Source organism: Streptomyces lacrimifluminis (assembly GCF_014646095.1).
GTDB lineage: Bacteria > Actinomycetota > Actinomycetes > Streptomycetales > Streptomycetaceae > Streptomyces > Streptomyces lacrimifluminis.
Window position 1 is genome coordinate 40,443 of record NZ_BMMU01000033.1, and the last position, 23,058, is coordinate 63,500.

Sequence of the window (23,058 nt, forward strand, 5' to 3'; positions counted from 1 at the left end):
GCCGCCGCCCATGGGTGCGGGCGGCGGCTTCCGCGCGTGGTCGGCGGACGAGGGAACGTAAGGCCGGCCTACGCCTTGATCGCGGCGCCCTCCGTGCCCTGCGGCGCCTCGGCGGGGCTGTCGGACGCGGCCCCCTGCGCGGTCTCCCGCCGGCGGGGGATGAAGGAGGCGAGGAGGAAGGCCAGCAGGGCGGCTCCGGCGCCGATGGCCATGACGACCTTGAAGGCGTTCTCCGAAGGCAGTGCCATGCCGCCGAAGTCGGTGGTCATCTGGGCCAGGATCACCCCGGCGAGGGCGCTGGCGAAGGAGGTGCCGAGGGACCGCATCAGGGTGTTGAGGCTGTTGGCGGCACCCGTCTGGGTGGGGTCGACAGCGCCCATGATCAGGGCGGGCAGGGCGCCGTAGGTGAAGCCGATACCGGCGCCGATGACGCAGGACACCAGGATCAGGTGCCAGACCTCGGACATCAGGAGGAGGTTCAGGCCGTAGCCGCCGGCCACGATCAGCGCACCGATCATCAGGGTGACCTTCGGGCCCTTGGCCTTGGTGACCTGGGCGGACACGGCCGACATGGCCATCATCACCAGACCCTGCGGGGCCAGCACCAGACCGACGGTCAGCATGGACCTGCCCAGGCCGTAGCCGGTCTGCTCGGGCAGCTGGAGCAGCTGCGGCAGGACCAGGGACATCGCGAACATCGAGAAGCCGAGCGCGATCGACGCGAGGTTGGTGAACAGCACCTGCGGGCGGACGGTGGTGCGCAGGTCGACCAGCGGCTGCGGGCTGCGCAGCTCCCACCAGCCCCAGGTCAGCAGGATCAGTACGGCGGCGGCGCCCAGGCCGAGGGTGGTGCCGCTGGTCCAGCCCCAGTCGCCGCCCTTCGATACGGCCAGCAGCAGGGACATGAGGCCGGCCGAGAGGCCGAGCGAACCGACCAGGTCGAACCGGCCGCCGGCGCGCACCTTCGACTCCGGCACGATCAGGACGACCAGGACGAGGGCGACGACGCCCAGGGCCGCGGAGACCCAGAAGAGGATGTGCCAGTCCCAGTTGTCGGCGATGAACGCGGCGCTGGGCAGCCCCAGCGCGCCGCCGACACCGAGCGAGGCGCTCATCAGCGCGGTGGACCCGGCCAGCCGGTCGGCGGGCAGTGCGTCACGCATGATGCTGATGCCGAGCGGTACGACCGCTGCCGAGAGGCCCTGCAGGGCGCGCCCGACGATCATCGGGACGAGGGAGTCGGCCAGCGCGCAGACCACCGAGCCGGACACCAGCAGCACGATGCTGACCAGCAGCATCCTGCGCTTGCCGAACATGTCGCCGAGCCTGCCCACCACCGGTGTGGCGACGGAGGCCGCGAGCAGGGTGGCGGTGACCGCCCAGGCGGTGTCGGACGCCGGGGCGTTCAGGAGCTTCGGCAGCTCGGGGACGATCGGGATGACCAGGGTCTGCATCAGCGAGACGACGATGCCGGCCAGGGCCAGTACCGCCACCACGGCGTTCGGCCTCGGCGGAGGAGATGTTCCCGCTCCGGCGGGTCGGGAAAGGGCGTTGGGCATGGCGTCGGGCCTCCGTGGAGCGAGTCGCGGAATCGGGTGTCGCATCGAGCGCCCGATCGAGACAGGTCGAGGGCGTCACATTGCTTGACTTAGGCAAACATAATGGAGTTACTTAAGTCAAGCAACCTTCTTGAGGGCGCTCCGGGCTCCCGCCGGCCCGGTCGCCGCCGCTCCTAGTCCGACTGAGGGATGTCGCGCTTCTCCAGCGGGTGGACCGCGGGCCCCTGGAGGATTCGTCCGTCCGGGGCGAAGCGGGAGCCGTGGCACGGGCAGTCCCATGACTGTTCGGCGTCGTTGAAGGCGACGATGCAGCCGAGGTGGGTGCAGCGGGCCGAGACGGCCTGGAGGGAGCCGCTCTCGTCCCGGTGGACGGCGCACTGCCTGCCGCCCAGGCGCAGCACGGCGCCGTGGCCCGGCGGGATGTCGCCCGGCTCGGGTGCCGTCATGGTCGGCAGCCGGTCGCCGACGAAGTGCCGGGCCACCTGGGCCTGGTGCTTCAGGAACGACACTCCCTCGCGGACCACGGGCGTCAGCCGGCGTGGGTCGTAGAGGTCGCTCCACGCCACCGTACGGCCGTTGATCCGATCGCTCAGCAGGCGGCCCGCCATGATGCCGCCGCTCAGGCCCCAGCCGCCGAAGCCGGTGGCCACGTACGTGTGCCGGCTGCCGCGGTGGAGCGGTCCGACCAGCGGTACGGAGTCGGTGGAGTCGTTGTCCTGGGTGGCCCAGCGGTGGGTGAACGCGAGGCCGGTGAAGCGGTCGTCGGCCCAGGCGGACAGTCGGTCGAACCTCTCCTCGGTGCCGGCGGCGCCGGGGGTGAAGTGCTCACCGGTGACGATGAGGAGCCGCTTGCCGTCGCCGTACGGGGCACTGCGCACGGAGCGCGTGTTCTGTTCCTGGGTGATGTACATGTCGCGCGGGGCGCGGTCCTCGTCGATGGTCGCGGCGACGACGAGTTCCCGGCGCGGACTGAGCCGGGTGAAGAGGAGGGCGCGGTCGAAGACGGGGTAGTGCGTGGCGATCACGACCTCGTTCGCGCGGACCGAGACCCCGGCGTCGGTGCGCAGGACGCAGGGCTCGCCCTCGGTGAGACCGACGACGCGTGTGCCCTCGTACACCGTGCCGCCGCGCCTGCGGAGGTCCTCGGTGAGCGCCAGCAGGTACTTGCGGGGGTGGAACTGGGCCTGTCCGCTCACCCGGACCGCCCCGGCGACCGGGAAGGGCAGATCGGTTTCGGTGACGAACTCGGCCGCCAGACCCGCCTCCCGTGCCGCTTCCGCTTCCGCGCGCAACTCCCCGACGTGCCGCGGGTCCTCGGCGTAGGTGTGGGCCGCCGCCTCCTCCCACTCGCAGTCGATGCCGAGTTCGTCGACGATCCCGGCGGCGTACCGGATCGCCTCGGTCTGCGAGCGGGCGTACAGGCGGGCGCCCTCGGGGCCGCGGGTGCGGCGCAGGTGGTCGTAGACCAGGGTGTGCAGGGCGGTGAGCTTGGCCGTCGTACGGCCGGTCACCCCGGCGGCGATGCGGTCGGCCTCCAGCACCGCCACCTCCCGTCCCTGCCGGACCAGCTCGTACGCGGTGCTGAGTCCGGCGATGCCGCCGCCGATCACGGCGACGTCCACGGTGAGGTCACCGGACGGCGGGGGAGCGGGGGCGGCCGGCGGCGCGGACTCCAGCCAGTAGGAGCTCTGGATTCCGGTTTCGGGGTTCATGGCGGCCGAGTGCCCATTGCCGTGCGGGATACGCCGGAACTCGGAGGTCTTCAATCCGTGAGCCTGGGTACCCGAGGTCGTGCGGAAGACCGCCAATGCCGCCAACACCTCATATAAGGAGGAAAGCATGAGCACGGTTAAGGAAGTCGTGGACGTGGAAGTTCCCGTCCACACCGCCTACAACCAGTGGACTCAGTTCGAAGAGTTCCCGCAGTTCATGGAAGGCGTCGAGGAGGTCCGGCAGCTGGACGAGCGCCACAACCACTGGACCACCAAGATCGGTGGGGTGAAGCGCGAGTTCGACACCGAGATCGTCGACCAGCTCCAGGACGACCGGATCACCTGGCGTTCCGTCGGCGGCGACACCCACCAGCGCGGCTCGGTCCGGTTCGAGCGCATCGACGAAACGCACACCCGCGTGGAGCTCACGATGGAGGTCGAGCCCACCGGCATGGTCGAGAAGGGCGCGGACGCGCTCGGCATCATCGACCGCCGGGTCAAGGGCGACCTGCACCGCTTCAAGGACTACATCGAGGAGCGCGGCGGAGAGACGGGCGCCTGGCGCGGACGCATCCGCCCCGGAGACCCGGGCGCCAGTGAGGCGCTCGAAACCCCGGGGACCACTGGGACACCGGGAACCGCTGGGACGACCGGTGTGCCCGGCACGTCCCACACTCCCGGGACCCCCGGTCCCGCCGCAGCCCCTGGGATGCCCGGTACCCCGGGTGCTCCCGGTACCCGTGGCACGCCGGGTACGCCCGGCACCCCCGGTCCGCTCGTCTGACCGCTGAGGCCTGACCGCACCACACCGATGGGCGCCGTACGCGGCGCCCATCGGTCTGTCCTCCCGCAGCGGGCCAGCTCGCTGCGGGAGGACAGACGGCTAGCCCGAGGATCGGCCCGCGCCTGGTGCCGGCCCGTCCGGCCAGGCCCCGCGGAGTCCGGTGGCGCCCTCGTGCCAGGCGGCGAGCAGTCTGTCCGCGAGGCGGTTCTCCAGGAACGTGGTCGCGTGGATGCCGAACACCACGTCGGCGTCCAGGTGGGGTTCGCCCTCCAGGAGTCCGCCGACGACGTCGTGCCGTACGACCTGTTCGTGCACCGCGTCCGCCGTCACGTGCTCGGTGTAGAACCGTACGGCCGCCGGGCCGGCGCCCACGCGGCGCATCGCCTCGGCGAGGCGGCGTGAGCCCGGGGACGACGTCACCTCGACGGCGGCGAAGTGCCCGACGAGCGCGGCGCGCAGCGCTCGGTGCAGACCGAACAGGGACATCAGGTTGACGGTGGCGAGCACCTCGGCCGGTGCCGCGTCGACGTAACGGCCGTAGGTGGTCTCCAGCCCCAGGTCCTCCATGAGGTCGGCGAACAGCTGCGCGTGCATCTCCTCGGCGCGGCCACCGCCGAACTCGTCGAACTCCACGGCGACCATGGCCGCCTTCGCCCGGCCGTGGAGCCGGGGGAGGACCCACGCGTGCGGGTCGGCTTCCTTGAGGTGGTAGAGGGAGCGCACCGCCGCGTACGCGCGCACCTGGTCGAGAGTGCCCTCGTCCCGGAGGAAGTACGAGACACCGCTGCCGTCGTCGCCGACCGGCTCCAGCTGGAGTTCGTCCAGTGCCCGCGCGGCCGTCTCCGCGCTGTCGATCGGCACGTCCGCGCGCAGTGCGCCCAGGAAGACCTTCTCGATCGCACCGCGGAAGGCCAGCAGACCGCTGTCCCACTCCAGGCTGTCGGGGACGTCCTGGAAGCCCTGGTAGTGCAGCTCGTAGAGGACGTAGAGGGCGAGTTGCAGGTCGTCGCCGTACGGGGAGCAGTTGTCGGGGGACGGGACGGGAAGCGGCGTGCTCCCGGGGTCGGGGTCCGGGTCCGTGCCCCGCGACAGCCGGGCCGTCAGCGCGGCGGAGAGCGGGCCGCGCGGCTCGGGCAGCGGCGGGGGCCGGAGCCGGAACTGCTGCCGGGAGAGGGCGGGGGAAGAGGAGAGGGCGGGGGCGGGGGCGCCGGTCATGACGTCTTGTCTTCCTGTTTTTCGGACGGATTGCGGCAGCGGCGGCGGTGGCTGGTGTCGCACCAGGGAAAGTCGCGGCTGCGGCGGCAGGTGCACAGCGCCACGGTGAAGCGGTGCGAGACCGACACCTCGCCGTCCTCGCCCACCACCTCGACCGGGCCCTCGACAAGGAGGGGGCCGTCGCGCTGGACGCGGACACGGCGGGGACGTTCAGGCGTGTTCGGCACGGATCACCACCAGCTCCTCCGTCGTTTCCCTGTCGGCCGTCAGCCCCTGCTCGCGCAGCCAGGTGAGCCGGGAACGCAGCACCGGGCCGTAGGGCAGCAGAGCCCGGTCGACGACCTCCGCCCGCAGTCCCGCCTTCTCCAGGCGGGCCAGCGTCGGGTCGATGCCGGACAGGTGGGAGTGCACGATCAGCAGGGTCCCCGTAGGGCGGAGGACCGTCGGCGCGGTGTCGCAGATGCGGTCGATCAGCTGACGGCCGTCCTGGCCGGCGTCCCAGGCCCTGGCCGGGCCCCGGGGCGGCGCGGTGTCCGGGGCGGGTACGTAGGGCGGGTTGCTGATCACCAGGTCGAAGCGGCGGCCGGGCACCGCCGACGCCAGGTCGCCGTGGCGTACGCGCAGGGACTGCCCGTTCAGCAGGGCGTTCAGCCGGGCGGTGGCGAGTGCCCGCCAGGAGATGTCGACGGCGGTGACCCGGCCGCCGAGCCGGGCCGCCTCGACCGCGAGCATGCCGCTGCCGGTGCCCAGGTCCAGTACGTCCGTCCGCTCCGTGATGCCCTCACGGCGTATCGCCCGCCTCAGGAGCCTGGTGTCGGCCTGGGGTGCGTACACGCCCCGGGGCACCCAGCAGCGGAGCCGGGGGGCGGCGAGGGGTTCGGCTTCGACTGTCATGGGAGGCCCCTTCAGTCCGAGCCCGGCGTGGACACGGGGCGCCGGGTCAGCGCCCCGGTGGGGAAGGGTGCAGGGGATTGCCTGGGAGTGCGGTTGACGACAGGTGCTCGCACGATCGCTCCGACGCGTAGGGGGACAGACGGTCCGCTGCGCGGACACGAGCCGGCAGCGCACCACGAGTACCCCCTGGCAGCAGACGTAACGGGCCACGGGCGTGCCCGGTCCGTCACGTATGTCGTGCGGCCGTCACTTCATCGCTTCGGGAGGGCGCGCGGGTGGGCATGCCGAAGTAGATGGCTCGGACATGGATCTGCCGCATGGCGGGAAACTCCGACAAGTACGCTGATCTGATCCGCCGTCCTGGTGGTGGCCGTCCGGGGGGACCCTGCTCATGAGTCAAGCGCAGCTGTCAGGCGTGGCGGTGGCCGTCGCCGCAGGGGTGTACGCCGTGCCGGCCGTGCTGTGGCGGTGGGACCGTGCCGACCCGGCTGCCGCGGCCCACCTGGACGCGGTGGCGATCGACCCGTACCACGCGCTCGCCACGGCCGGCCGGCCCGATGACGCCGACCGGGCCGCGGCGGCCGAGCTGCTGGCCGGTCTGGTGCGGGTGGACGAGGAAGCGGGTCTGTCGCTCACCGGCAAGGGCCACGGCCCGGCCGGCGGGTCACCGCCGCACCCCGTCCCGGCCGCCCTGCTGACCGCTCTCCGGCGCCACGCGGAGCCTGTCGCGCTGTACCGCCTCCACCGGGACGGCGAGCACGGCGGACTGCGTGACGCCTTCCTGCGCGCCGAGGACGCGAAGGTGCCGCGCTGGTCCGCCCGCACCGAGGACGCGCTGCACACCCCGGCCACGCTGACCGTCGTACTGCTCTCGCTCTGGTTCGCCGTCCAGCTGGTGCTCCTCCGGGACTTCTCCTCGTCCGGCGCCTGGAGTATCGTCCTCGCGGTCCTCTTCTGCTTTCTGCTGTGGCTGATGCTCGCTGTGCCGCTGGGACGAGTGGCACTGCGGTGGTGGCCCGGCAGGCACGACCGCTTCCGGGAGCACTGCCGCGATCTGCCGCCGCACCCGGCCGAACCCGCCCTCGACCCGGTGCGCGCCGAACGGCTGAAGCGGAGCACCCGGGACCCGGGGTGGGAGCGGGAGGCCAGAAAGACATGGGTGGACAGCGGGGGAGCTCTCTGACTCCGGAACCCGGACCGTGATCCGGCCATCTTCATCTGTCGGGAGCCCCTGACAGGTCTCGCACAGGTTTTCTTCATGGAGGAGAAAGCTGCCCTGAAGCGTGATCAGTAACTGATTGACAGAAGTCCGGCAAATCGAATGGAAACCCACACATGCCGCCACGAGTGTTTGAGCGAATACATCGCAGAACCGAGTTCTCGATGTGGCGGCAGCCCTCAGCGAGGCTCTGGGCCGCGGCGGGTGTGGCGGGCCTCGGATTCCTCGTCGTGCTGGAGATCGCCGCGCGTCACTACGGCCTGCCGGGGCCGATCACCAACCAGGCGCGAGAGGTGCTGTACACCCCCAAGTCGGGGCCTCTGCTGTACGCGAGCATGGCGTTGACGATGGTGGTGCTGACCTGGCGGGAACGGTTCATCGCGGCCGGTGTCGCGATCGGTGTCGACGTCGTCCTCCTGCTGGTGCGGGAGGCGCCGGGCGCCAGAGTGGCCGGCGGCCACTTCTTCGGCAACGGCGCTCTGTGGGTGATGCTGGGCTGCGCGGTCATCGCCGTCACGCGCCGCACCGGCGGGGAACGGATCCTGCTGCTGAAGGGCGTCGGTCTTGGCCTGCTGCTGGTGGCGGGCCGCAAGGCGGGCGACACCTGGCTGCTGATCACGTCGAAGACCCGCCCGACGGTGCTCGACCAGTACGTGGCGATCGCCGATCACGCGCTGGGCGATCCGTCGTGGCTGGTGGGCCGGATGGTCAGGGCCACGGGCCCGATCGGCACCCATCTTCTCGACTGGGTCTACATCCAGCTGGCGGTGGCCGCGGTCTGCGTCGCGCTGTACCAGCTGCGCAACGTGGCGGCCGAGGGCCGTTTCCCGCGCCATCACGTGGTGCGCACCTTTCTGGCGATCGGCCTCCTCGGACCGGGCATCTACATGATCTTCCCGGTGGTCGGACCGGTCTTCGCCTACGGCTCCGGTGCCTTCGGCACCGGCGGCGGGCACTGGGCGGTGGCCGACCTGTGGCCGAACACGCCCCTGCCGATCACCACCCCGCACCCGATGCCGTACGACGGGATCACCCCCCGCAACTGCATGCCCAGCCTGCACACGGCGTGGGCCACCGCGATCTTCATCCACTCCCGCAAGGGCCCGCGGTTCCTGCGCTTCGCGGGCACGTTCTGGCTGGTCGCCACGCTCACCGCGACGCTGGGCTTCGGCTACCACTACGGCGCGGACCTCGTGGCCGGTGTGGTGTTCGCGCTGACGGTCGAGGCGACGATGCGCTCCCTCGCACGCGGCTGGGACCGATCGGCCACCAGGCTGGTCGCTCACGGCACGACGGTCTTCGCCGCGCTCCTCGTGTCGTACCGCTACCTGTCGATGGAGATGGCCGAACACCCGTGGGTGTTCGGACCACTGATCATTCTGGCGATGCTCTCGGTGATCGACGGCTACATACGGACCACCAGAAGGTGGGATCCGAAGCCCGCCCCGGCACGGCAACCGGAACGGCGACTGGAACTGGTCTGAATCAGGTCGGCCCACGTCGACGAGTTGCTGGGCAGGATCACGCGCACGCGCGCTCACCCGCCCAGGAGCCCGGCGGCTGCGGGTCGATGCAGCCGCCGGGGCTCCGGCATTTGGGCGACCCCTCAGCAACCGACCAGGCGATCGTCCGCGCCCACGACCTCTACGCCAAGGGCCCGTCCGACAACGACCCGGGATGGTTGGAGTTCTTCGCGCCCGGCGAGCTGGTCGGCCTGGAGTCCCTCGCCCGAGCAGACCTCGGACAACACGAACGGGCCGCCTCCGGGGCCGAGCAGGCCGTGCTGCTGCACGGCAAGGCGTTCGCCCGAAACCGCGCTCTGTACACCGCCGACATCGCCATCCAGCATTCGGCGCGGGAGCGTCCCGAGCCGGAGGCAGCCGCCGAGGCTGCGGGCCGCCTCCTGCAGTTCCTCCCCGAGGTTCGCTCCGACCGACTGCTGCGATCGCTCCACAGCGTCGCGGGCGCGCTCCAGCGGCACAACCGCGTCCCCGCGGTCGCGAGCTGGATCGAGGAGTACCGCACCACCACCGCCACCGGAGGAGGACGGCCGTGACCCCCCGTACCCGCACAGATGTCGTGATCCGTACCTACGGGACCGGCCAGGTCCCGCCCCTGCTCGACACCATCGCCGACATCTGGGCTGATGCTCACCCCGAACTCGTCAACAACCCGGGCGCATCCACCGACGGCCTGTCCGTCGCCGCGCTGCGCCGCCAGGTCGTCGGCCACCTCCGTCACGAGGGCTTCACCCTGGTTGCCGCGTATACGCACGGCACCATGGTGGGCTTCGGATACGCGTTCCCGTGCACGCCCGAATACTGGTACGGCCGCGACCTGCTGGCGGACATCCCCGAGCACGTCCGCGCAGGCCGCCTCATGGGGCTGTGTGAACTTGCCGTCAGTCCCTCGTGGCAGTCCCAGGGCATCGGCTCACGGCGGCACGCCGAGTAGCTCAAGGCCATCAACCCCGAGTGGTCCTCCCCGCTGGTCCGTCCGGACAACACCGGCGGTCGAGGTCTGTACGACCGGCTCGGATACGAGTACGCCGGCCCGTACCGCAACAGCGCCGAAGGCCCGGAGTATGACCTGCTCCTCCTCCAGGTCCGACCCACCGTCTGACGGGGACCGGGAGTGGCGGACGATCGGCGACCTGCACTCCCGGATCGAGCACGCGCCGCTCATGCACGCAATGCGCTCGGACTCCCCGAGCGCTGACCCGCAGGCCTCGCCCGCCCCCTCTCACAGTTCCGGCAGGCGCAGCGCGAGGAGGGCCACGTCGTCGGTGCTGCCGGGTGGCATCCGGGCGAGGAGCTGGTCGCACAGGGTGTCCAGCGGTGCGTGGGCGAGTGCCAGGGCGTGGCGGCGCAGACGGCGCAGGCCGGTGTCGAGGTCGCTGCCGGGGATCTCGATCAGGCCGTCGGTGTAGAGCAGCAGGGTGGAGCCCGGCGGCAGGGACTGGGTGGCGGTGGGCCGGCTCTCGCCGTCGCTCTGGTGGGCGCCCAGGAGGAGGCCCTGGCCGGCTTCGAGGTACCGCGCGTGCCCGCCGGGGGTCAGCAGGAGCGGCGGCGGGTGACCGGCGCTGGTCCAGCGCAGGGTCCAGGGGCCCGTGTCCGGGTGGCCCTCCACCCGGGCGAGGACGAGGGTGGCCATGGGGACGGTGGTGATGGCGGGCATGGCGTCGTCGAGGCGGTCGACGACGGTGCCCGGCGGTCCGGAGCGGTCCCAGGTCAACGAGCGCAGGATGCCGTGCAGTTGGGCCATTCCGGCCGCCGCCGTCAGGTCGTGGCCCACGACGTCGCCGATGACCAGCGCGAGCGTGCCGTCCTTCAGCTCGAACGCGTCGTACCAGTCGCCGCCGACCTGGGAGCCGACCGGGGCCGGCTGGTAGCGGGCGGCCAGCCGCAGCCGGCCGGGCTGGGGCAGCGGGGCGAGCAGGTTGCGCTGCATGGCCTCGGCGACGGCGCGCTGGCGGCCGAACCGGCGCGCGTTGTCGATGACCAGGCCGACCCGCCGGCCGATGTCGCTCACCACTCCGAGGTCGGCGGCGTCGAAGGGGTGTGCCGGATCGGTGCGCACCACTGTCAGGGCGCCGGTGACCTGCTGCCGGGAGCCCAGCGGCACCGTGATGGAGGACGTCGCGCGCACCGTCCGAAGGAAGTCGCCGTGGACGGCCGCCAGGCCGGAGCCGGGCGGGGCGGCGGCCGTCTCCGCGGCGCCCTGCCGTACGGGATCACCGCCGTTCAGCACCTGGACGAGGGGCGACGGGTCCCCCTCCCCGGCCCCGGGAAGGCGCTCGCGCCCGCCCTCCAGCGCGGCGTCCCGGCCCGCGGGACCGGTCACCGCCACCCGCTGGATCCGCCCGGAACCGGTCCGGAGGTCCACCGCCGCCCAGTCGGCGAGGCGGGGGACCAGCAGCTGCCCCAGCCGGGCGAGGGCCTCGTCGGTCTCCAGGGTCTGGCCCAGTACGTCGGTGATCTCCGCGACCAGGGTCAGCCGCTCGTTGAGATCCTCCAGGGCACTCGTGTAGGCCGCGCCCTCCCGACGCGTGCCCGGGTCGCCGCTGCCGTCGGTGTCGTCGTTGAGCAGCACGGCCATGCCCTTGAAGGAGCCGTCGTCCACCAGGGGAGAGGCGGACCAGGAGACCGTGACCAGGTGGCCGTCCCCGCGCAGACAGCTGTCGCCGTCACCGCGTGCGGGACCCTCCTCGGCCAGCGCCCGGAGCAGCGGACACCGCTCCCGCGGGAGGGTGCCGCCGGCCGCGTCCCGGTGCAGCAGGTCGTGCGCGTCCTTCCCGCGTACCGAGGCGGCGGTACGGCCCAGCAGCCGCTCGGCGGCCGGATTGACGGCGTCGATCCGGCCGGTCGGACCGACCACCATCAGGGCAGTGCTCAGCCGCTCGACGACCTGTCTCCAGAACTTCGGCCCTGCCACGGGCCGTGACCCCGACTCGTCACCCGCACCGGGCACCGCACCCTCCACCACGCCGCCCTCGCATCAGGGCGGCCTCGCACCGAAGCCCGCGGGCGCGTCAGGGGCAACCGCCCGACCAGTCACCGCTGGTCCCCCCGACAGGAACCCGGCCGCGTGGTCGGCACGACGATCCGTCCGGCCACGTTCCGGGTTCGCCCCCACCGTACGGGTTCGCGGTCAGCGCACGGGCCGCCGCCTGGCACGCCGGGACAGCCGCGCCCCGAAGAAGATCAGGTCGGCGACGAAGATCACGATGCCGATGGCCAGCAGATATCCCAGGCCATGCACTGCCACACCGATGATTCCCAGGATGACGGCCACCAGAACCAGCAGAAGGAAGAGCGCCATCATCCGGACCATCTCCTCTGTGCCGAGTGTGAAGTCTGTTGCGAAGTTTCTTGCGAAGCCGGTGAAGCGGACGTGTGTTCAGCGGCGTGCGAGCTGACGTTCGCCCCCGGCTCCCGGCTGGTACGCCAGGCCGTAGTGCTTGAAGATCTCCGCCTCCTGCTCGGCGGGGAGCACGTCGTCGGTCCCGATCGACGGGGCATTGCGCACCACCGTCTTGGCGTAGGCGACCTTGACGTAGCCAGGCCCGAGGACCGCGTCGTCGAGGGGGACGAAGACCAGCCGGTGGCGGGTGGGCAGCCCGGTCCGGACGGTGGCCATGGCCGGTTCGTCGGTGGTCGTGTCCACGTAGACCGCTTCGAGCATGCCGATCCTGCGCTGTTTCTCGTCGATCACCTCGTGATTGCGCCATTCGCGGATGTCGGCTGAACGGATCATGCCCTGCTCCCTGTCTGCGCGCTCCGGCGTCTGGTGCGACGGCCCTGGCCTGGGCCTGAGCACATGACCTCGCCGATCCACTTGTCATCGTATGACCGAAACAAGTCCCCGGCATCGAGTACTTCATGCAGCTTTCGGCGGGCGAATATGGCCCGGGACGGAACTCACCGGGCCGGAGTCCAGTGCCGACCGGAGACGACCGGCGGCAGCCGTCGCTGGTGTACGTGGCTCCGGTGGCCCTGTCGATGTCGGCGCCTGCCGTGCGGGCCGTTGAGCGCGTGGAGCACCCGCGCCCTGTGCCACCGTGCGATTGCCTCCAGGTCCCCGAACCGGGTCCGCGGCGGGGACGGCCGGGCCGGGCAGCAGCAGTTCGCCCGCACGGCACCACGGGCCGGCCCGCTGGGCACGCCCCGCGGACGACTCCACCGACTGATTCGCCGCTCGGCCAATCCGCCGCCCGACCTGATCCGGATTACGCGGAGATCCCTGATGGCAGGGCGGGAGGAGACACGATGGAACGGACGCTGACGGACGGGCCGTACGGCCCGGAGCGGACGGTACGGCAGGGGCGCCGCGCGGCCGTGGTGGGTGCCGGGGTGACGGGACTGACCGCCGCGTACGTCCTGGGCGGGGCCGGTCACGTCACCCTGTACGAGGCGGACGACCGGCTCGGTGGACACGCGCACACCCACGAGCTGACGTCGCCGTACGACGGGCGGGTGCACCGCGTCGACTCCGGGTTCATCGTGCACAACAGGCGCACCTACCCGCATCTCCTCCGGCTGTTCGACGAACTCGGCGTGCCCACGCAGGAGTCGGAGATGAGCATGTCGGTGCGGTGCGAGGGGTGCGGTCTGGAGTACGCGGGTGCCCGCGGCCCGGCCGGAGTGTTCGCACAGCCCCGCAACCTGCTGCGCGGCCCGTATCTGCGGCTGCTGGCCGAGGTGCCCGCCTTCCACCGCGCGGCTCGGCGACTGCTGGCCCGAGGGGGTGAACAGGCGCTGACGCTGGGGGAGTTCCTCGACCGCGAGGGCTACTCCTCCTACTTCCGCAGCCACTTCATGACACCGGTGGTGTCGGCCGTGTGGTCCTGCGACGCCGTCACCGCCCAGCGCTACCCGGCCGCCTACCTGTTCCGCTTCCTGGAACACCACGGGCTGCTGTCGGTGAGCGGCTCACCGGTGTGGCGCACGGTCAGCGGCGGCTCGGGCACGTACGTCGAACTGATCGCCAAGCGGATCGGCGACGTCCGCACCGGCACGCCCGTACGGGCCGTACGACGCCACGGGGACGGCGTCGACGTGACGGCCGGGGACGGCACCACCGAGTCGTACGACGCCGTCGTGATCGCGGTCCATCCGGACCAGGCGCTGCGGCTGCTGGCCGACGCGAGCGAGCGGGAGCGGGAGGTGCTGGGCGCGTTCCGCTACTCCCGCAACACCACCCTCCTGCACACCGACACCCGGCTGCTGCCGCGCGCTCGCGGCGCCCGCGCCTCCTGGAACTACCTGATGCCGTCGTGCGCGGCCGACGAAGGCCTGGTGCGCGTCAGCTACGACATGAACCGGCTCCAACGCCTCGACGCCACCGAGACGTTCGTGGTCACCCTCGGCGGCGAGGACCGCGTCGACCCCGACCGGGTGCTGGCCCGCATGGTCTACGAACACCCCGTCTACACCCCCGAGTCGGTGGCCGCACAGCAGCGCCTGCCCGAACTGGCCAGTGACGTCTGCGTGTTCGCGGGCGCCTACCACGGCTGGGGGTTCCACGAGGACGGCTGCCGCTCCGGCGTCGAGGCCGCGGCGGCACTGGGGGTGCGCTGGTGACGGCGAACACCGAACCGGCCCTGTACGCCTGCACGATCAGCCACGTACGGACCGCTCCCCGCCGCTACGCGCTGCGCCACCGCACGTACATGTGGCTCGTCGACCCCGACCACCCGCCCCGACTGCCGCTCCCGCTGAGGCTGTTGGCCCGGTTCGACCCGCGCGACCACTTCACCGGCGACCGGCCGTCGATCCGAACCGGTCTGGACGACTTCCTCGCCGGTCACGGCGTGCACCTCGACGGCGGCCGGGTGGTGATGCTCACCCACGCGCGGGTGCTCGGGTACGTGTTCAACCCGCTCACCCTGTACTGGTGTCACGGCCCCGACGGGGAGCCGCGCTGCGTGGTCGCGGAGGTGCACAACACCTACGGCGGGCGCCACTGCTACCTGCTGCGCCCGGACGCGTCCGGGACCGCGCGCGCCGACAAGAAGTTCTACGTCTCGCCGTTCTTCCCCGTCGACGGCGGATACCGCATGCGGGTGCCGCAGCCCGGACCGCGCCTCGACCTCGCCGTGCACCTGGACCGCGAGAGCGGCCGGGCCTTCACCGCGACCGTGCGCGGCACCCGGCGCGCGCTGAGCACCGCGTCCCTGCTGCGGCTGGCGCTGCGGCACCCCTGGTCCACCCTCGCCGTGTCGGCCGCCATCCGTGTCCACGGCATCCGCCTCTACCTGCGGGGACTGCCCGTCCAGCCCCGCCCCGGACACCGCACCCCGGAGAAAGCGACATGAGGACAGCAGACCCCAACCCCCTCGACGGCCACACCGCCCCCGCCGAACAGACCCCACCCCGAGAGCACACCACCCCGGCCGAGCCCACCCGCGTACACGGCGCCGCCGCGGATCCCGCTCACGTGCACGACTCCGCCACTGCTCCCGCTCGTGGCCACACCACCCCGGCCGAGCCCTCCCCTGTGCATGGCGCTGTCGTGGATCCGGCTCGTGGGCGCGCTGTTCCGGCCGATCCCTCCCGTGGCCACGGTGCCCCGGCCGCTCCCGCCCGTGGGCACACCGACCCCGGCGAATCCGCCACCTCCCGCGTGCGCGGCACCGCCGCTCCCGCCCAGGGGCGTGCCGTTCCGGCGGATCCCACGTGTGGCCACCCCGTCCCCGCCGAACAGGCTGCCGCCCAGGGGTACGGCGCCCCGGTCGCTCCCGCCCAGGGGCGTGCCGTTCCGGCGGATCCCGTCCCCGGCCCCGCCACCCCCGTGGAGCCCGCCCGCTGGCCCGACATCGTCGTCCTGCCGGCCGCGTCCCGGGCCCGTACGGTCGTGACCGCGGGCCTCGTCCGGCGGGCCCTCGGCCGGCTGCCCCTGCGGGCGCGGTTCGCCGGGAGCGCGGAGGTGGGGCTGGGCGGGCCGCTGATCGAGGTGCGTGACCCGGCCGCCTTCCACGCCCGGGTCGGGACCAACGGACTGGTCGGGTTCGGGGAGTCCTACATGGCCGGCGAGTGGGACGCCCCCGACCCGGTGGCCGTCCTCACCGTGCTCGCCGGGCACGCCGCCGAACTGATTCCGGCCCCGCTGCAACGGCTGCGCGGCCTGTGGGCGCCGCGCCACCCGCACGACGAGCGCAACACGCCCGACGGCTCCCGCGCCAACATCAGCCGCCACTACGACCTGTCCAACGACCTGTTCGCCCTCTTCCTCGACGACACCCTCACCTACTCCTCCGCCGTGTTCCGGGGCTTCCCCGCGAGCCGGGACCGGCTCGCCGCGGCCCAGCACCGCAAGATCGACCGGCTGCTCGACCTGGCCGACGTGGGCGAGGGCACCCGGCTGCTGGAGATCGGCACCGGCTGGGGCGAACTGGCCTTGCGTGCCGCCGCCCGCGGCGCCCGTGTCACCTCGCTCACCCTCTCCCGGGAACAGCGCGCCCTGGCCCGGCAGCGGGTGAGCGCGGCCGATCTCGACGAGCGGGTCTCCATCGAGCTGTGCGACTACCGCGAGGCGCGCGGGGAGTACGACGCCGTCGTCAGCGTGGAGATGATCGAGGCGGTCGGCGCGGACTTCTGGCCGGTGTACTTCCGCGCCCTGGACCAGCGGCTGGCCCCGGGCGGCCGGGTGGCGCTGCAGGCCATCACCATGCCGCACGAGCGGATGCTCGCGAGCCGGGACACCTTCACCTGGATCCACAAGTACGTCTTCCCCGGCGGCCTCATCCCGTCCACCCGCGCGATCGAGGAGACCGCCCGCGACCACACCGGCCTGCGCCTCGTCCGCCGGGACGCCTTCGGCGCGCACTACGCCGAGACGCTGAGGCTGTGGCGCGAGCGGTTCACCGAGCGCGCCGACGCGGTCGAGGCGCTCGGCTTCGACGACGTCTTCCACCGCCTGTGGACCTTCTACCTGGCCTACTCCGAGGCCGGCTTCCGGGCCGGTTACCTCGACGTACAGCAGTACCTGTTCACCAAGGAGAACCCCGGCCGATGAACACCACCGTGAGCGACTTCCCGTGGCACGCGTTCGCGCTCAACCTGGCCTGGGCCGCCGCCGCGGCCCTCACGGTCATGCTGGTCACCTTCGGCGTCGCGGTGCGCGTGGGCGTGCACCGGATCGTGGACGTCGCCTGGGGGACCGGCTTCGCGGCGGTGGCCGTTGTGACCTTCGTGGCCTCCGCCGGTGAGGGCGACCTCGTACGACGGCTGCTGGTCACCTCGCTGACGGCGATCTGGGGGTTGCGGCTCGCGGTGCACATCGCCCGCCGGGGCCGGGGCCACGGCGAGGACCCGCGCTACGAGAAGATGCTGGCCAGGGCGCCGGGCAACCGGAACGCGTACGCGCTGCGCATGGTCTATCTCCTCCAGGGCGCGCTCGTCTGGCTGGTTTCCCTGCCCGTACAGGCCGCGCAGTACGTGCCCGGGCCGCCGTCGGCGCTCGCCTGGGCCGGCAGCTCGCTGTGGGCGCTCGGGATCGGCTTCGAGGCGGTGGGGGACGCCCAGCTGGCCCGTTTCCGGGCCGATCCCGCCAACCGGGGAAAGATCATGGACCGCGGGCTGTGGGCGTGGACGCGGCACCCCAACTACTTCGGGGACTTCTGCGTCTGGTGGGGCCTGTTCCTGCTCGTCTGCGACTCCCCGGCGGGGGCCGCCGTGTCCGTCGTGTCCCCGGTGGTGATGAGCCTGCTGCTGACCCGGGGAAGCGGAAAACGGCTGCTGGAACGGCATATGGCCGACCGGCCCGGGTACGCCGAGTACACGGCCCGTACGAGCGGCTTCCTCCCTCTCCCGCCGCGACGGAGCGGCCCGGGGACGACGTGACGGATCCGGTCGGGCCGGGGGAGGATCGCCTCCGTGGCCCGCGCGACGCGGGACGCGGAGGCCGGAACAGCCGGAACAGCCGGAGCGAGGGGCGGGCCGTCGTGCAGCAGGACGAGCGGAGTGAGCAGGACCGGACCGGATTCCTTCCGGAGCCCGGGAGCACGCTGCTGCTCCGACGCCGCCCGGCCGTCCCCCGCGCGGCCGTGCTGGTACTGCACGGCGGGCAGGCGACGAGTGAGCGCCGCGCCCGGCCCTGGCAGCTCGCCGCGCTGCGGATGGACCCCGTAGTGCGGGCGGTGACCGCCGAACTGCCGCACCAGGACGTTCTGGTCGCCCAGGTCCGCTATCGCCTCCGCGGCTGGAACGCCGGGCGGGCCGACCCCGTACGGGACACCGTTGAGGCGCTGCGCGACCTCGCCGCACTGGCCGGCCCCTTGCCCACCGTGCTGCTCGGGCACTCCATGGGCGGCCGGGCCGCCCTGCGCGCCGCCGGTCACCCGCAGGTGTGCGGCGTCGTGGCCCTGGCCCCCTGGTGGCCGCCGGGCGAACCGGTGGAGCAGACGGCGGGCCGGCATGTCGTCGCCCTGCACGGCGAACGGGACCGCGTCACCTCGCCCGCCGACGCGGCGGACTGTGTGCGCCGGGCGCGGGGTACGGCGGCACGGGCCGGGATGGCCTTCATCGGCGGCGCCGACCACGCGATGCTGCACCGCGCCCGCTTCTGGCACCGCACCACAGCGGCCCTCGTAGCCCACCTGCTCGACCCCGACGGCACCCCGGACCCCCTGCCCGATGAGTGTTACGGGAACGGCGGCTTCCCCGTGCTCTGAGCCCGCGGCCCCTCACCCCGGCGTTCGGTATGCCGGCGTGCGACATGCCAGTGTTCGGCCTACCGACGCGCGCCCCACCGACGCACTCCCCACCGGCGTACGGCTCAGCGGACTCGGGGCATGCGGTGCGAGGCGGCACTCAGGCGGACCCGGGTGCGTGCCGTGTAGGGTGCCGCCGCTGTCCCGGCCTCCGCCGTCACCGCGCGCAGGGCGGGGAGTACGGCGTCCGGGGGCGTGTCCGGTTCCAGCCAGACCCGTAGAGCCAGCTCCAGCCGTCGGCCGCGACGGGGCAGTACCCGGGCGTGGCTGCGGGCGATGCCCGGGAGGGCCGCCACGCGCGCGGTCAGCGCGTCGGCCAGTGCCTGGGGGCGCACCGTGCAGCGCGGGGAGGGCAGGGCGAGGTGCCGGGTCGGGCCCCGGCTGAACCGCGCGACGGCGCAGAGCGCGAACAGCACGGTCAGGCCGATCGCCGCGGCCATGACGGCGGGCGTCCACCAGCCCTCGCCGCGCAGGCGGGCCAGCTGGTCCCCGTCGAGCAGGACGGTGCCCGTACCGGCGGTGGGCCACCAGGACGGCAGCCGGTCCGCGAGGTGGCGGTCCGTGGCCGCCAGCCAGGAGCCCGTGATGAGGAGCGTGAGTCCGACGGCGCCGAGGACGGCGCGGTTGACGACGCTACGGCTGCGGCCCGTCACTGCCCGACTCCCGGGGCGGAGGTGGTGGCGACGGCGGGTGCGGGGCCGCCGTCACCGGGTCCCGGCGTGTCCGCCGTCGGGGCGGGGCGCTGCCACACCGGCTCCGGTGCGACGGTGATCCGCAGCCGGGGACCGCTGCCCAGGCGGCAGGCGGCCAGGGTGTTCCGGGCGGCGGCCGTGTGCACCAGGAGAGCACCGCGCCCGCGGCCCTCGTCGCGGAACTCGCCACGGCGGCGGAGGCCGTGCAGGGGGTGGCCTTCCTCCGGCCGGGCCTGGCCGACCGGCTGCGCTCCGCGCTGTCGCGGCCCCCGGCGGGCACCGACGAGGCACCGTTCGCCGGGGTGCGCGTGACCCGCCGGGACGACGACGGTTCCTGGCACGTCGAGATCCACGTCGTCGCGCTGCGGCGGGCCAGAACCCTGGACGTGGCCCGGGTCGTCCGGGACACGGTTGAGCGCCGCCTGGGCGCTCCGGAGTACGCCCAGCCCTCGCGGCCCGCCCCGAGGGTCACCGTGACGGTCACGGGTCTCGTCTGACGCCCGTTGGCCTCAGCAGACCGCCGTGGACCCCGTTGCTCCCCGTTCAGCTGGGGAAGGTCATCACGGCGACCGGGGCCGAGGTGGGCTCCTTCGAGCCGCCGTCGGGTTCGACGGTGATGCCCATTCCCGACGCCCCGTCGACGCTGCCCCGCAGCAGGACGGCCTGGTCGCTGCGGGCGGGGTCCATCAGACCGGCCGGGCGCATGGTTCCGTCCTCGTCGAACCACAGCTGGTAGACCTTCCCGCCGGGCGGAGAGGTCATCCCCGAGACGACGAACACCGCCCTGTCCTGGCCACGGGAGACGACGACGGTGGCCGTGGCGCCGCCGGCCAGAGCGGTGGCCCGGGTTCTGGCGTCCGGCGCGGCCAGTACGGCGGCGATCCCGTCCGTGGTCCGCGCGGCGCGGCGCGCCTGGGCGCGGGCATCCTCGGCCTCCTGGTGTTGCCACAGAGCCGTTCCGCCGAGCGCCGTGGCCGCCGCGAGACAGGCGGCGAGCGCCCACCGGGACAGCCTCCGGGTCCTTGGGCCGGGCCGGGCGGCGAGCGCCTGGGCCGGCCTGCCGGGGGTCTCCTGGCGGACCGTGGTGATCCGGCGCAGCACCTGTTCGCGCAGCCCGGCAGGGGGTGTCGTGGCGACGGCGAGTCCCATGCGGGCGGCGGTCGCGGACAGCTCGGCGGTCTCCTGCGCGCACGCCTCGCAGCCGGCCAGATGACGCTCGAACGCGGTGTTCTCCGTGTCGGACAGGGCGTGCAGGGCGTAGGCGCCCGTCAGCCGGTGCAGATCGGTGGTCGTCACGCGGTCACCCCCAGGCAGTCGCGCAGCCGGATGAGCCCGTCGCGCAGTCGGGTCTTGACGGTCCCCAGCGGAAGCGCCAGCGCCTCCGCCACCTCGCGGTAGGTCAGCCCCCGGTAGTACGCCAGGGTGACCGCCTGGCGCTGGAGCTCGGTCAGGGTGCGCACACAGCGCCGTACCTGCTCCCGCTCCAGCCGTGCCTCGACGTGCTCGACGACCTCGTCGTACTCGGGAAGCCGGTCCAGCAGCGCGGCCTTGTGGTCGCGGGCCGCGGCGGCGTCCACCGAGCGCACCCGGTCCACCGCCCGGCGGTGCGCCAGCGTGAGGATCCAGTTGATGGCCGTCCCACGGTCGGTCCGGTAGCGGGGAGCGGTCCGCCACACCTCGACCAGTACCTCCTGCGTCACCTCCTCCGACTGCGCCTGATCGCGCAGCACGGCACGCACGACACCCAGCACCGGGCCCGCCACGGCGTCGTAGACACCGGCGAACGCGTCCTCGTCCCCGAGAGCCACCTGAGCCAGCAACTCCTCCAGGGCGGGGCCGGTGGACGGATTTCTGCCGATATGTACTGCTTCTTTCACCGAGGGCCTCCACGGTCGGGACATGTCCGGTCGTAATCCGTTCCCGCTGAGACCCCGGATTGGTTGCAGTGAGGGTGACATCGCAGGTGGCGTACGACGACGACGCCGAGTGGCCCGCTCGCCGTCAGCGCAGCGCGCTCCTCTGCCGCCACTCGGTCCACGAGAGGTTCCACGCGCCGAAGCCGTTACCGGGCGCGACCACGCCCTTGGTGTCCTCGCCGGTGATCTCGAAGGGGTCGCCCGGCCGTACCTGCCCGTAGAACCAGGCGGCGTCCGCGTCGCTCATCCCGATGCATCCGGAACTCTGGTTGGCCCTGCCGAAGTAACGGGCGTTCCACGGGGCGGCGTGCGCGTACATGCCCGACCAGGTCAGCCGCATCGAGTGGTCGACCATCTTGTCGTAGGTGCGGCCCAGGCCCACCGTCTCGGAGTTCATGTTGATCGTGCCCTCCTTGGCCATGAGCACGGCGGTTCCGCGCCAGGAGCGCTTGTCGCCGCCGGGCGTGCCGCCGGAGACCGGTATGCGCCGGACCGTCTCGCCGTCGCGCACGAGGGTGAGCCGGTGGCTGTCGAGGTCGACCTTGACGATCTGCCGGGCGCCGATGGTGAAGGCGGTCGTGTAGTCGCGTACGAACCAGCCGCCGTCCGCGCCCGAGTCGGTGCCGTTCAGTTCGGCGTTCAGCGTGACCTTGGTGCCGGGCTTCCAGTACGTCCTGGGCCGCCAGTCCACCCGGTCCCGGCCCGACCAGTCGCTGATCCAGCCCCAGGAGCCCTCGGTGCCGTTCGAGGTGGTGAGCTTGAGCTGCTTCTCGACCTCGGCCCGGTTCCTGACGGGATGGTCGAAGACCAGGGAGATCGGCTGGGCGATGCCGACGGTGGCGTCGGCGCCCGGCCGCCAGTCGACCTTGTTGACCTTGTCGGCCGGAGCCGTGGTGAAGGCGGCCCCGGTGCTCCCGGTGGTTCCGCCCTCGGTCCGGGTCGCCGCCGTCACCGTGTACGCGGCGCCGGGGACGGACGTGCGGTCGGAGACCCACGAGCGGCCGTCCGCGGCGACCTTGCCGGGGAGCCGGTGGCCCTCGGCGTCGGCGACGGCGACCGAGGTGAGTCTGCCGCCCGCGGCCGTGACCTTCACGGGCCTGCCCGCCGGGACCCGTTCTCCCGTGGGTGTGACGGTGACCGTGACAGGGCGGTCGGAGGGGCGCGGCGTCGCCTTGGCGTCCGGGACGGTGGGGGAGGCGCTCGACGAGCAGGCGGCGAGCGGCGCCAGCAGGGCGGCCACGACGGCGGCCCGGACGCGGGGCCGGGCGAGTACGTGAGTGCGGGACGACCGGGACAACGGGACCTCCGGGGAGTGCGGGAAATGTCGGAACGGGGTGGGCCACAGGCGGCGATGTTGTGACTGTAGAGCCGGAAAACCCGAGGTCAGCCGCTGTTGAGCACGGTGACGGCGACTGGTGAGGAACGGTCATGGTCCCGTCACATTCGCCGGACGGAGCGGTCATACGCCGCTGTGAGCATCCGTGGTGTCCCCGCGACAGGCCCGGGGAGAAGGAGAGGCTCAGACTGTGTCAGCGCTGCTCGTGTCGCCCAGCCCTGTGTCCCCGGCACCCGGCCGGTGATGGCCCTCGTCTTCGGGGCTGCCGGCCCGCTGGGCGGTGACGGGCCTGGCGGCGGCGTACCCACCGGCGCTGTGCGCGGACATGACGGTGACGGGCCCGGCGCTCGGTCGCCGGCTCGCCGTCGCCCGCCCTCTGGGCCCGCCCGTCCCCTGCGCTCGCCCGCCGTCGGCGCTCGTCCGCCCCCTGGGCTCGTCCGTCCTCTGTGCTCGTCCGCCGTCGGCGCCCACGCCCGGCTGCTGCCCGCCGCCGTCCCCGCCGCCGCGCTGGGCCACCTC

The 23,058-nt window shown here is 72.8% G+C and carries 23 protein-coding genes and 1 pseudogene; 11 read left to right on the top strand and 13 right to left on the bottom strand.

Translation table 11 applies throughout. The annotated features are described in order from the left end of the window. Positions 1-68 precede the first annotated feature (68 nt). Positions 69-1,559 carry an MFS transporter gene (locus IEY89_RS33715; protein WP_189151337.1) on the bottom strand — a complete coding sequence of 497 codons (1,491 nt, stop codon included), beginning with the start codon at positions 1,557-1,559 and terminating at the stop codon, positions 69-71. A 173-nt stretch (positions 1,560-1,732) separates the two neighbouring features. Next, complete coding sequence (locus tag IEY89_RS33720; protein WP_189151367.1) at positions 1,733-3,271, bottom strand: FAD-dependent oxidoreductase; 1,539 nt, start codon at positions 3,269-3,271, stop codon at positions 1,733-1,735. A 127-nt stretch (positions 3,272-3,398) separates the two neighbouring features. Between IEY89_RS33720 and IEY89_RS33725 the strand changes: the two are divergent. After that, positions 3,399-3,857, top strand: a pseudogene (locus IEY89_RS33725) (SRPBCC family protein); the annotation flags it as partial. Between the two features lie 297 nt (positions 3,858-4,154). Here IEY89_RS33725 and IEY89_RS33730 read toward each other — a convergent pair. From IEY89_RS33730 to IEY89_RS33740, 3 genes are read right to left on the bottom strand one after another with little or no spacing between them, the layout of a single operon-like run. Further along, entirely contained in the window at positions 4,155-5,270 is a 1,116-nt protein-coding gene (locus tag IEY89_RS33730; protein WP_189151339.1) for an iron-containing redox enzyme family protein, read from the bottom strand. After that, entirely contained in the window at positions 5,267-5,497 is a 231-nt protein-coding gene (locus IEY89_RS33735; RefSeq protein ID WP_189151340.1) for a CDGSH iron-sulfur domain-containing protein, read from the bottom strand. Before IEY89_RS33735 ends, IEY89_RS33730 begins: the two co-directional genes overlap by 4 nt. Further along, the gene (locus tag IEY89_RS33740; RefSeq protein WP_189151341.1) at positions 5,481-6,164 is read right to left on the bottom strand and encodes a HemK2/MTQ2 family protein methyltransferase; all 684 of its coding nucleotides are present in this window, start codon (positions 6,162-6,164) and stop codon (positions 5,481-5,483) included. Before IEY89_RS33740 ends, IEY89_RS33735 begins: the two co-directional genes overlap by 17 nt. 391 nt (positions 6,165-6,555) lie before the next feature. On the opposite strand from IEY89_RS33740, the gene IEY89_RS33745 reads away from it, so the two are divergent. The 4 genes from IEY89_RS33745 to IEY89_RS33760 all read left to right on the top strand — a co-directional run bounded on the left by IEY89_RS33745 (position 6,556) and on the right by IEY89_RS33760 (position 9,837). Further along, positions 6,556-7,347: a hypothetical protein gene (locus tag IEY89_RS33745; protein WP_189151342.1), complete on the top strand. Its 792-nt coding sequence runs from the start codon at positions 6,556-6,558 to the stop codon at positions 7,345-7,347. A gap of 200 nt (positions 7,348-7,547) precedes the next feature. Next, complete coding sequence (locus IEY89_RS33750) at positions 7,548-8,867, top strand: phosphatase PAP2 family protein (protein WP_229695558.1); 1,320 nt, start codon at positions 7,548-7,550, stop codon at positions 8,865-8,867. Positions 8,868-8,977: 110 nt separating this feature from the next. Then, entirely contained in the window at positions 8,978-9,439 is a 462-nt protein-coding gene (locus tag IEY89_RS33755; RefSeq protein WP_229695559.1) for an NsdA family TPR-like regulatory protein, read from the top strand. After that, positions 9,436-9,837, top strand: a complete 402-nt coding sequence (locus IEY89_RS33760) for a GNAT family N-acetyltransferase (protein ID WP_229695560.1) — start codon at positions 9,436-9,438, stop codon at positions 9,835-9,837. The genes IEY89_RS33755 and IEY89_RS33760 overlap by 4 nt, the downstream gene beginning before the upstream one ends. Before the next feature lie 288 nt (positions 9,838-10,125). On the opposite strand, the gene IEY89_RS33765 is transcribed toward IEY89_RS33760, so the two are convergent. The 3 genes from IEY89_RS33765 to IEY89_RS33775 all read right to left on the bottom strand — a co-directional run bounded on the left by IEY89_RS33765 (position 10,126) and on the right by IEY89_RS33775 (position 12,639). Then, positions 10,126-11,817, bottom strand: coding sequence for a SpoIIE family protein phosphatase (locus IEY89_RS33765; protein WP_229695561.1), 1,692 nt, complete (start codon positions 11,815-11,817; stop codon positions 10,126-10,128). A 216-nt stretch (positions 11,818-12,033) separates the two neighbouring features. After that, entirely contained in the window at positions 12,034-12,207 is a 174-nt protein-coding gene (locus IEY89_RS33770) for a hypothetical protein (protein ID WP_189151380.1), read from the bottom strand. Positions 12,208-12,282: 75 nt separating this feature from the next. Beyond that, complete coding sequence (locus IEY89_RS33775) at positions 12,283-12,639, bottom strand: PRC-barrel domain-containing protein (protein ID WP_189151344.1); 357 nt, start codon at positions 12,637-12,639, stop codon at positions 12,283-12,285. A gap of 512 nt (positions 12,640-13,151) precedes the next feature. Here IEY89_RS33775 and IEY89_RS33780 point away from each other — a divergent pair. The 5 genes from IEY89_RS33780 to IEY89_RS33800 all read left to right on the top strand — a co-directional run bounded on the left by IEY89_RS33780 (position 13,152) and on the right by IEY89_RS33800 (position 18,556). After that, entirely contained in the window at positions 13,152-14,465 is a 1,314-nt protein-coding gene (locus tag IEY89_RS33780; RefSeq protein ID WP_189151345.1) for an NAD(P)/FAD-dependent oxidoreductase, read from the top strand. After that, entirely contained in the window at positions 14,462-15,199 is a 738-nt protein-coding gene (locus IEY89_RS33785; protein WP_229695562.1) for a DUF1365 domain-containing protein, read from the top strand. Before IEY89_RS33780 ends, IEY89_RS33785 begins: the two co-directional genes overlap by 4 nt. 476 nt (positions 15,200-15,675) lie before the next feature. Further along, positions 15,676-16,899 carry a class I SAM-dependent methyltransferase gene (locus IEY89_RS33790; RefSeq protein WP_189151370.1) on the top strand — a complete coding sequence of 408 codons (1,224 nt, stop codon included), beginning with the start codon at positions 15,676-15,678 and terminating at the stop codon, positions 16,897-16,899. Positions 16,900-16,907: 8 nt separating this feature from the next. Continuing rightward, a complete protein-coding gene (locus tag IEY89_RS33795) occupies positions 16,908-17,726 on the top strand; it encodes a DUF1295 domain-containing protein (RefSeq protein ID WP_189151371.1) in 819 nt (272 codons plus the stop codon). 164 nt (positions 17,727-17,890) lie between these two features. Beyond that, positions 17,891-18,556: an alpha/beta fold hydrolase gene (locus IEY89_RS33800; RefSeq protein ID WP_189151372.1), complete on the top strand. Its 666-nt coding sequence runs from the start codon at positions 17,891-17,893 to the stop codon at positions 18,554-18,556. 104 nt (positions 18,557-18,660) lie between these two features. On the opposite strand, the gene IEY89_RS33805 is transcribed toward IEY89_RS33800, so the two are convergent. Beyond that, positions 18,661-19,248 carry a hypothetical protein gene (locus IEY89_RS33805; RefSeq protein WP_189151346.1) on the bottom strand — a complete coding sequence of 196 codons (588 nt, stop codon included), beginning with the start codon at positions 19,246-19,248 and terminating at the stop codon, positions 18,661-18,663. Then, positions 19,245-19,433 (bottom strand): hypothetical protein, encoded by a 189-nt coding sequence (locus IEY89_RS33810; protein ID WP_189151347.1) that lies wholly within the window; start codon positions 19,431-19,433, stop codon positions 19,245-19,247. The genes IEY89_RS33805 and IEY89_RS33810 overlap by 4 nt, the downstream gene beginning before the upstream one ends. Between IEY89_RS33810 and IEY89_RS33815 the strand changes: the two genes are divergently transcribed. Then, entirely contained in the window at positions 19,428-19,784 is a 357-nt protein-coding gene (locus IEY89_RS33815; protein ID WP_189151348.1) for an Asp23/Gls24 family envelope stress response protein, read from the top strand. The genes IEY89_RS33810 and IEY89_RS33815 overlap by 6 nt on opposite strands. A 46-nt stretch (positions 19,785-19,830) precedes the next feature. On the opposite strand, the gene IEY89_RS33820 is transcribed toward IEY89_RS33815, so the two are convergent. The 3 genes from IEY89_RS33820 to IEY89_RS33830 all read right to left on the bottom strand — a co-directional run bounded on the left by IEY89_RS33820 (position 19,831) and on the right by IEY89_RS33830 (position 22,500). Further along, entirely contained in the window at positions 19,831-20,583 is a 753-nt protein-coding gene (locus IEY89_RS33820; RefSeq protein ID WP_189151349.1) for an anti-sigma factor, read from the bottom strand. Next, complete coding sequence (locus IEY89_RS33825; RefSeq protein WP_189151350.1) at positions 20,580-21,164, bottom strand: sigma-70 family RNA polymerase sigma factor; 585 nt, start codon at positions 21,162-21,164, stop codon at positions 20,580-20,582. Before IEY89_RS33825 ends, IEY89_RS33820 begins: the two co-directional genes overlap by 4 nt. Positions 21,165-21,288: 124 nt before the next feature. Beyond that, positions 21,289-22,500, bottom strand: coding sequence for a L,D-transpeptidase (locus IEY89_RS33830; protein ID WP_229695563.1), 1,212 nt, complete (start codon positions 22,498-22,500; stop codon positions 21,289-21,291). Between the last annotated feature and the right edge of the window lie 558 nt (positions 22,501-23,058).

What these genes read in the sequence shown, in the direction of transcription:
- IEY89_RS33715 (WP_189151337.1), bottom strand. Translation starts at nt 1,559, where the DNA reads ATGCCCAACGCCCTTTCCCGACCCGCCGGAGCGGGAACATCTCCTCCG.
- IEY89_RS33720 (WP_189151367.1), bottom strand. Translation starts at nt 3,271, where the DNA reads ATGAACCCCGAAACCGGAATCCAGAGCTCCTACTGGCTGGAGTCCGCG.
- IEY89_RS33730 (WP_189151339.1), bottom strand. Translation starts at nt 5,270, where the DNA reads ATGACCGGCGCCCCCGCCCCCGCCCTCTCCTCTTCCCCCGCCCTCTCC.
- IEY89_RS33740 (WP_189151341.1), bottom strand. Translation starts at nt 6,164, where the DNA reads ATGACAGTCGAAGCCGAACCCCTCGCCGCCCCCCGGCTCCGCTGCTGG.
- IEY89_RS33745 (WP_189151342.1), top strand. Translation starts at nt 6,556, where the DNA reads ATGAGTCAAGCGCAGCTGTCAGGCGTGGCGGTGGCCGTCGCCGCAGGG.
- IEY89_RS33750 (WP_229695558.1), top strand. Translation starts at nt 7,548, where the DNA reads ATGTGGCGGCAGCCCTCAGCGAGGCTCTGGGCCGCGGCGGGTGTGGCG.
- IEY89_RS33770 (WP_189151380.1), bottom strand. Translation starts at nt 12,207, where the DNA reads ATGATGGCGCTCTTCCTTCTGCTGGTTCTGGTGGCCGTCATCCTGGGA.
- IEY89_RS33775 (WP_189151344.1), bottom strand. Translation starts at nt 12,639, where the DNA reads ATGATCCGTTCAGCCGACATCCGCGAATGGCGCAATCACGAGGTGATC.
- IEY89_RS33780 (WP_189151345.1), top strand. Translation starts at nt 13,152, where the DNA reads ATGGAACGGACGCTGACGGACGGGCCGTACGGCCCGGAGCGGACGGTA.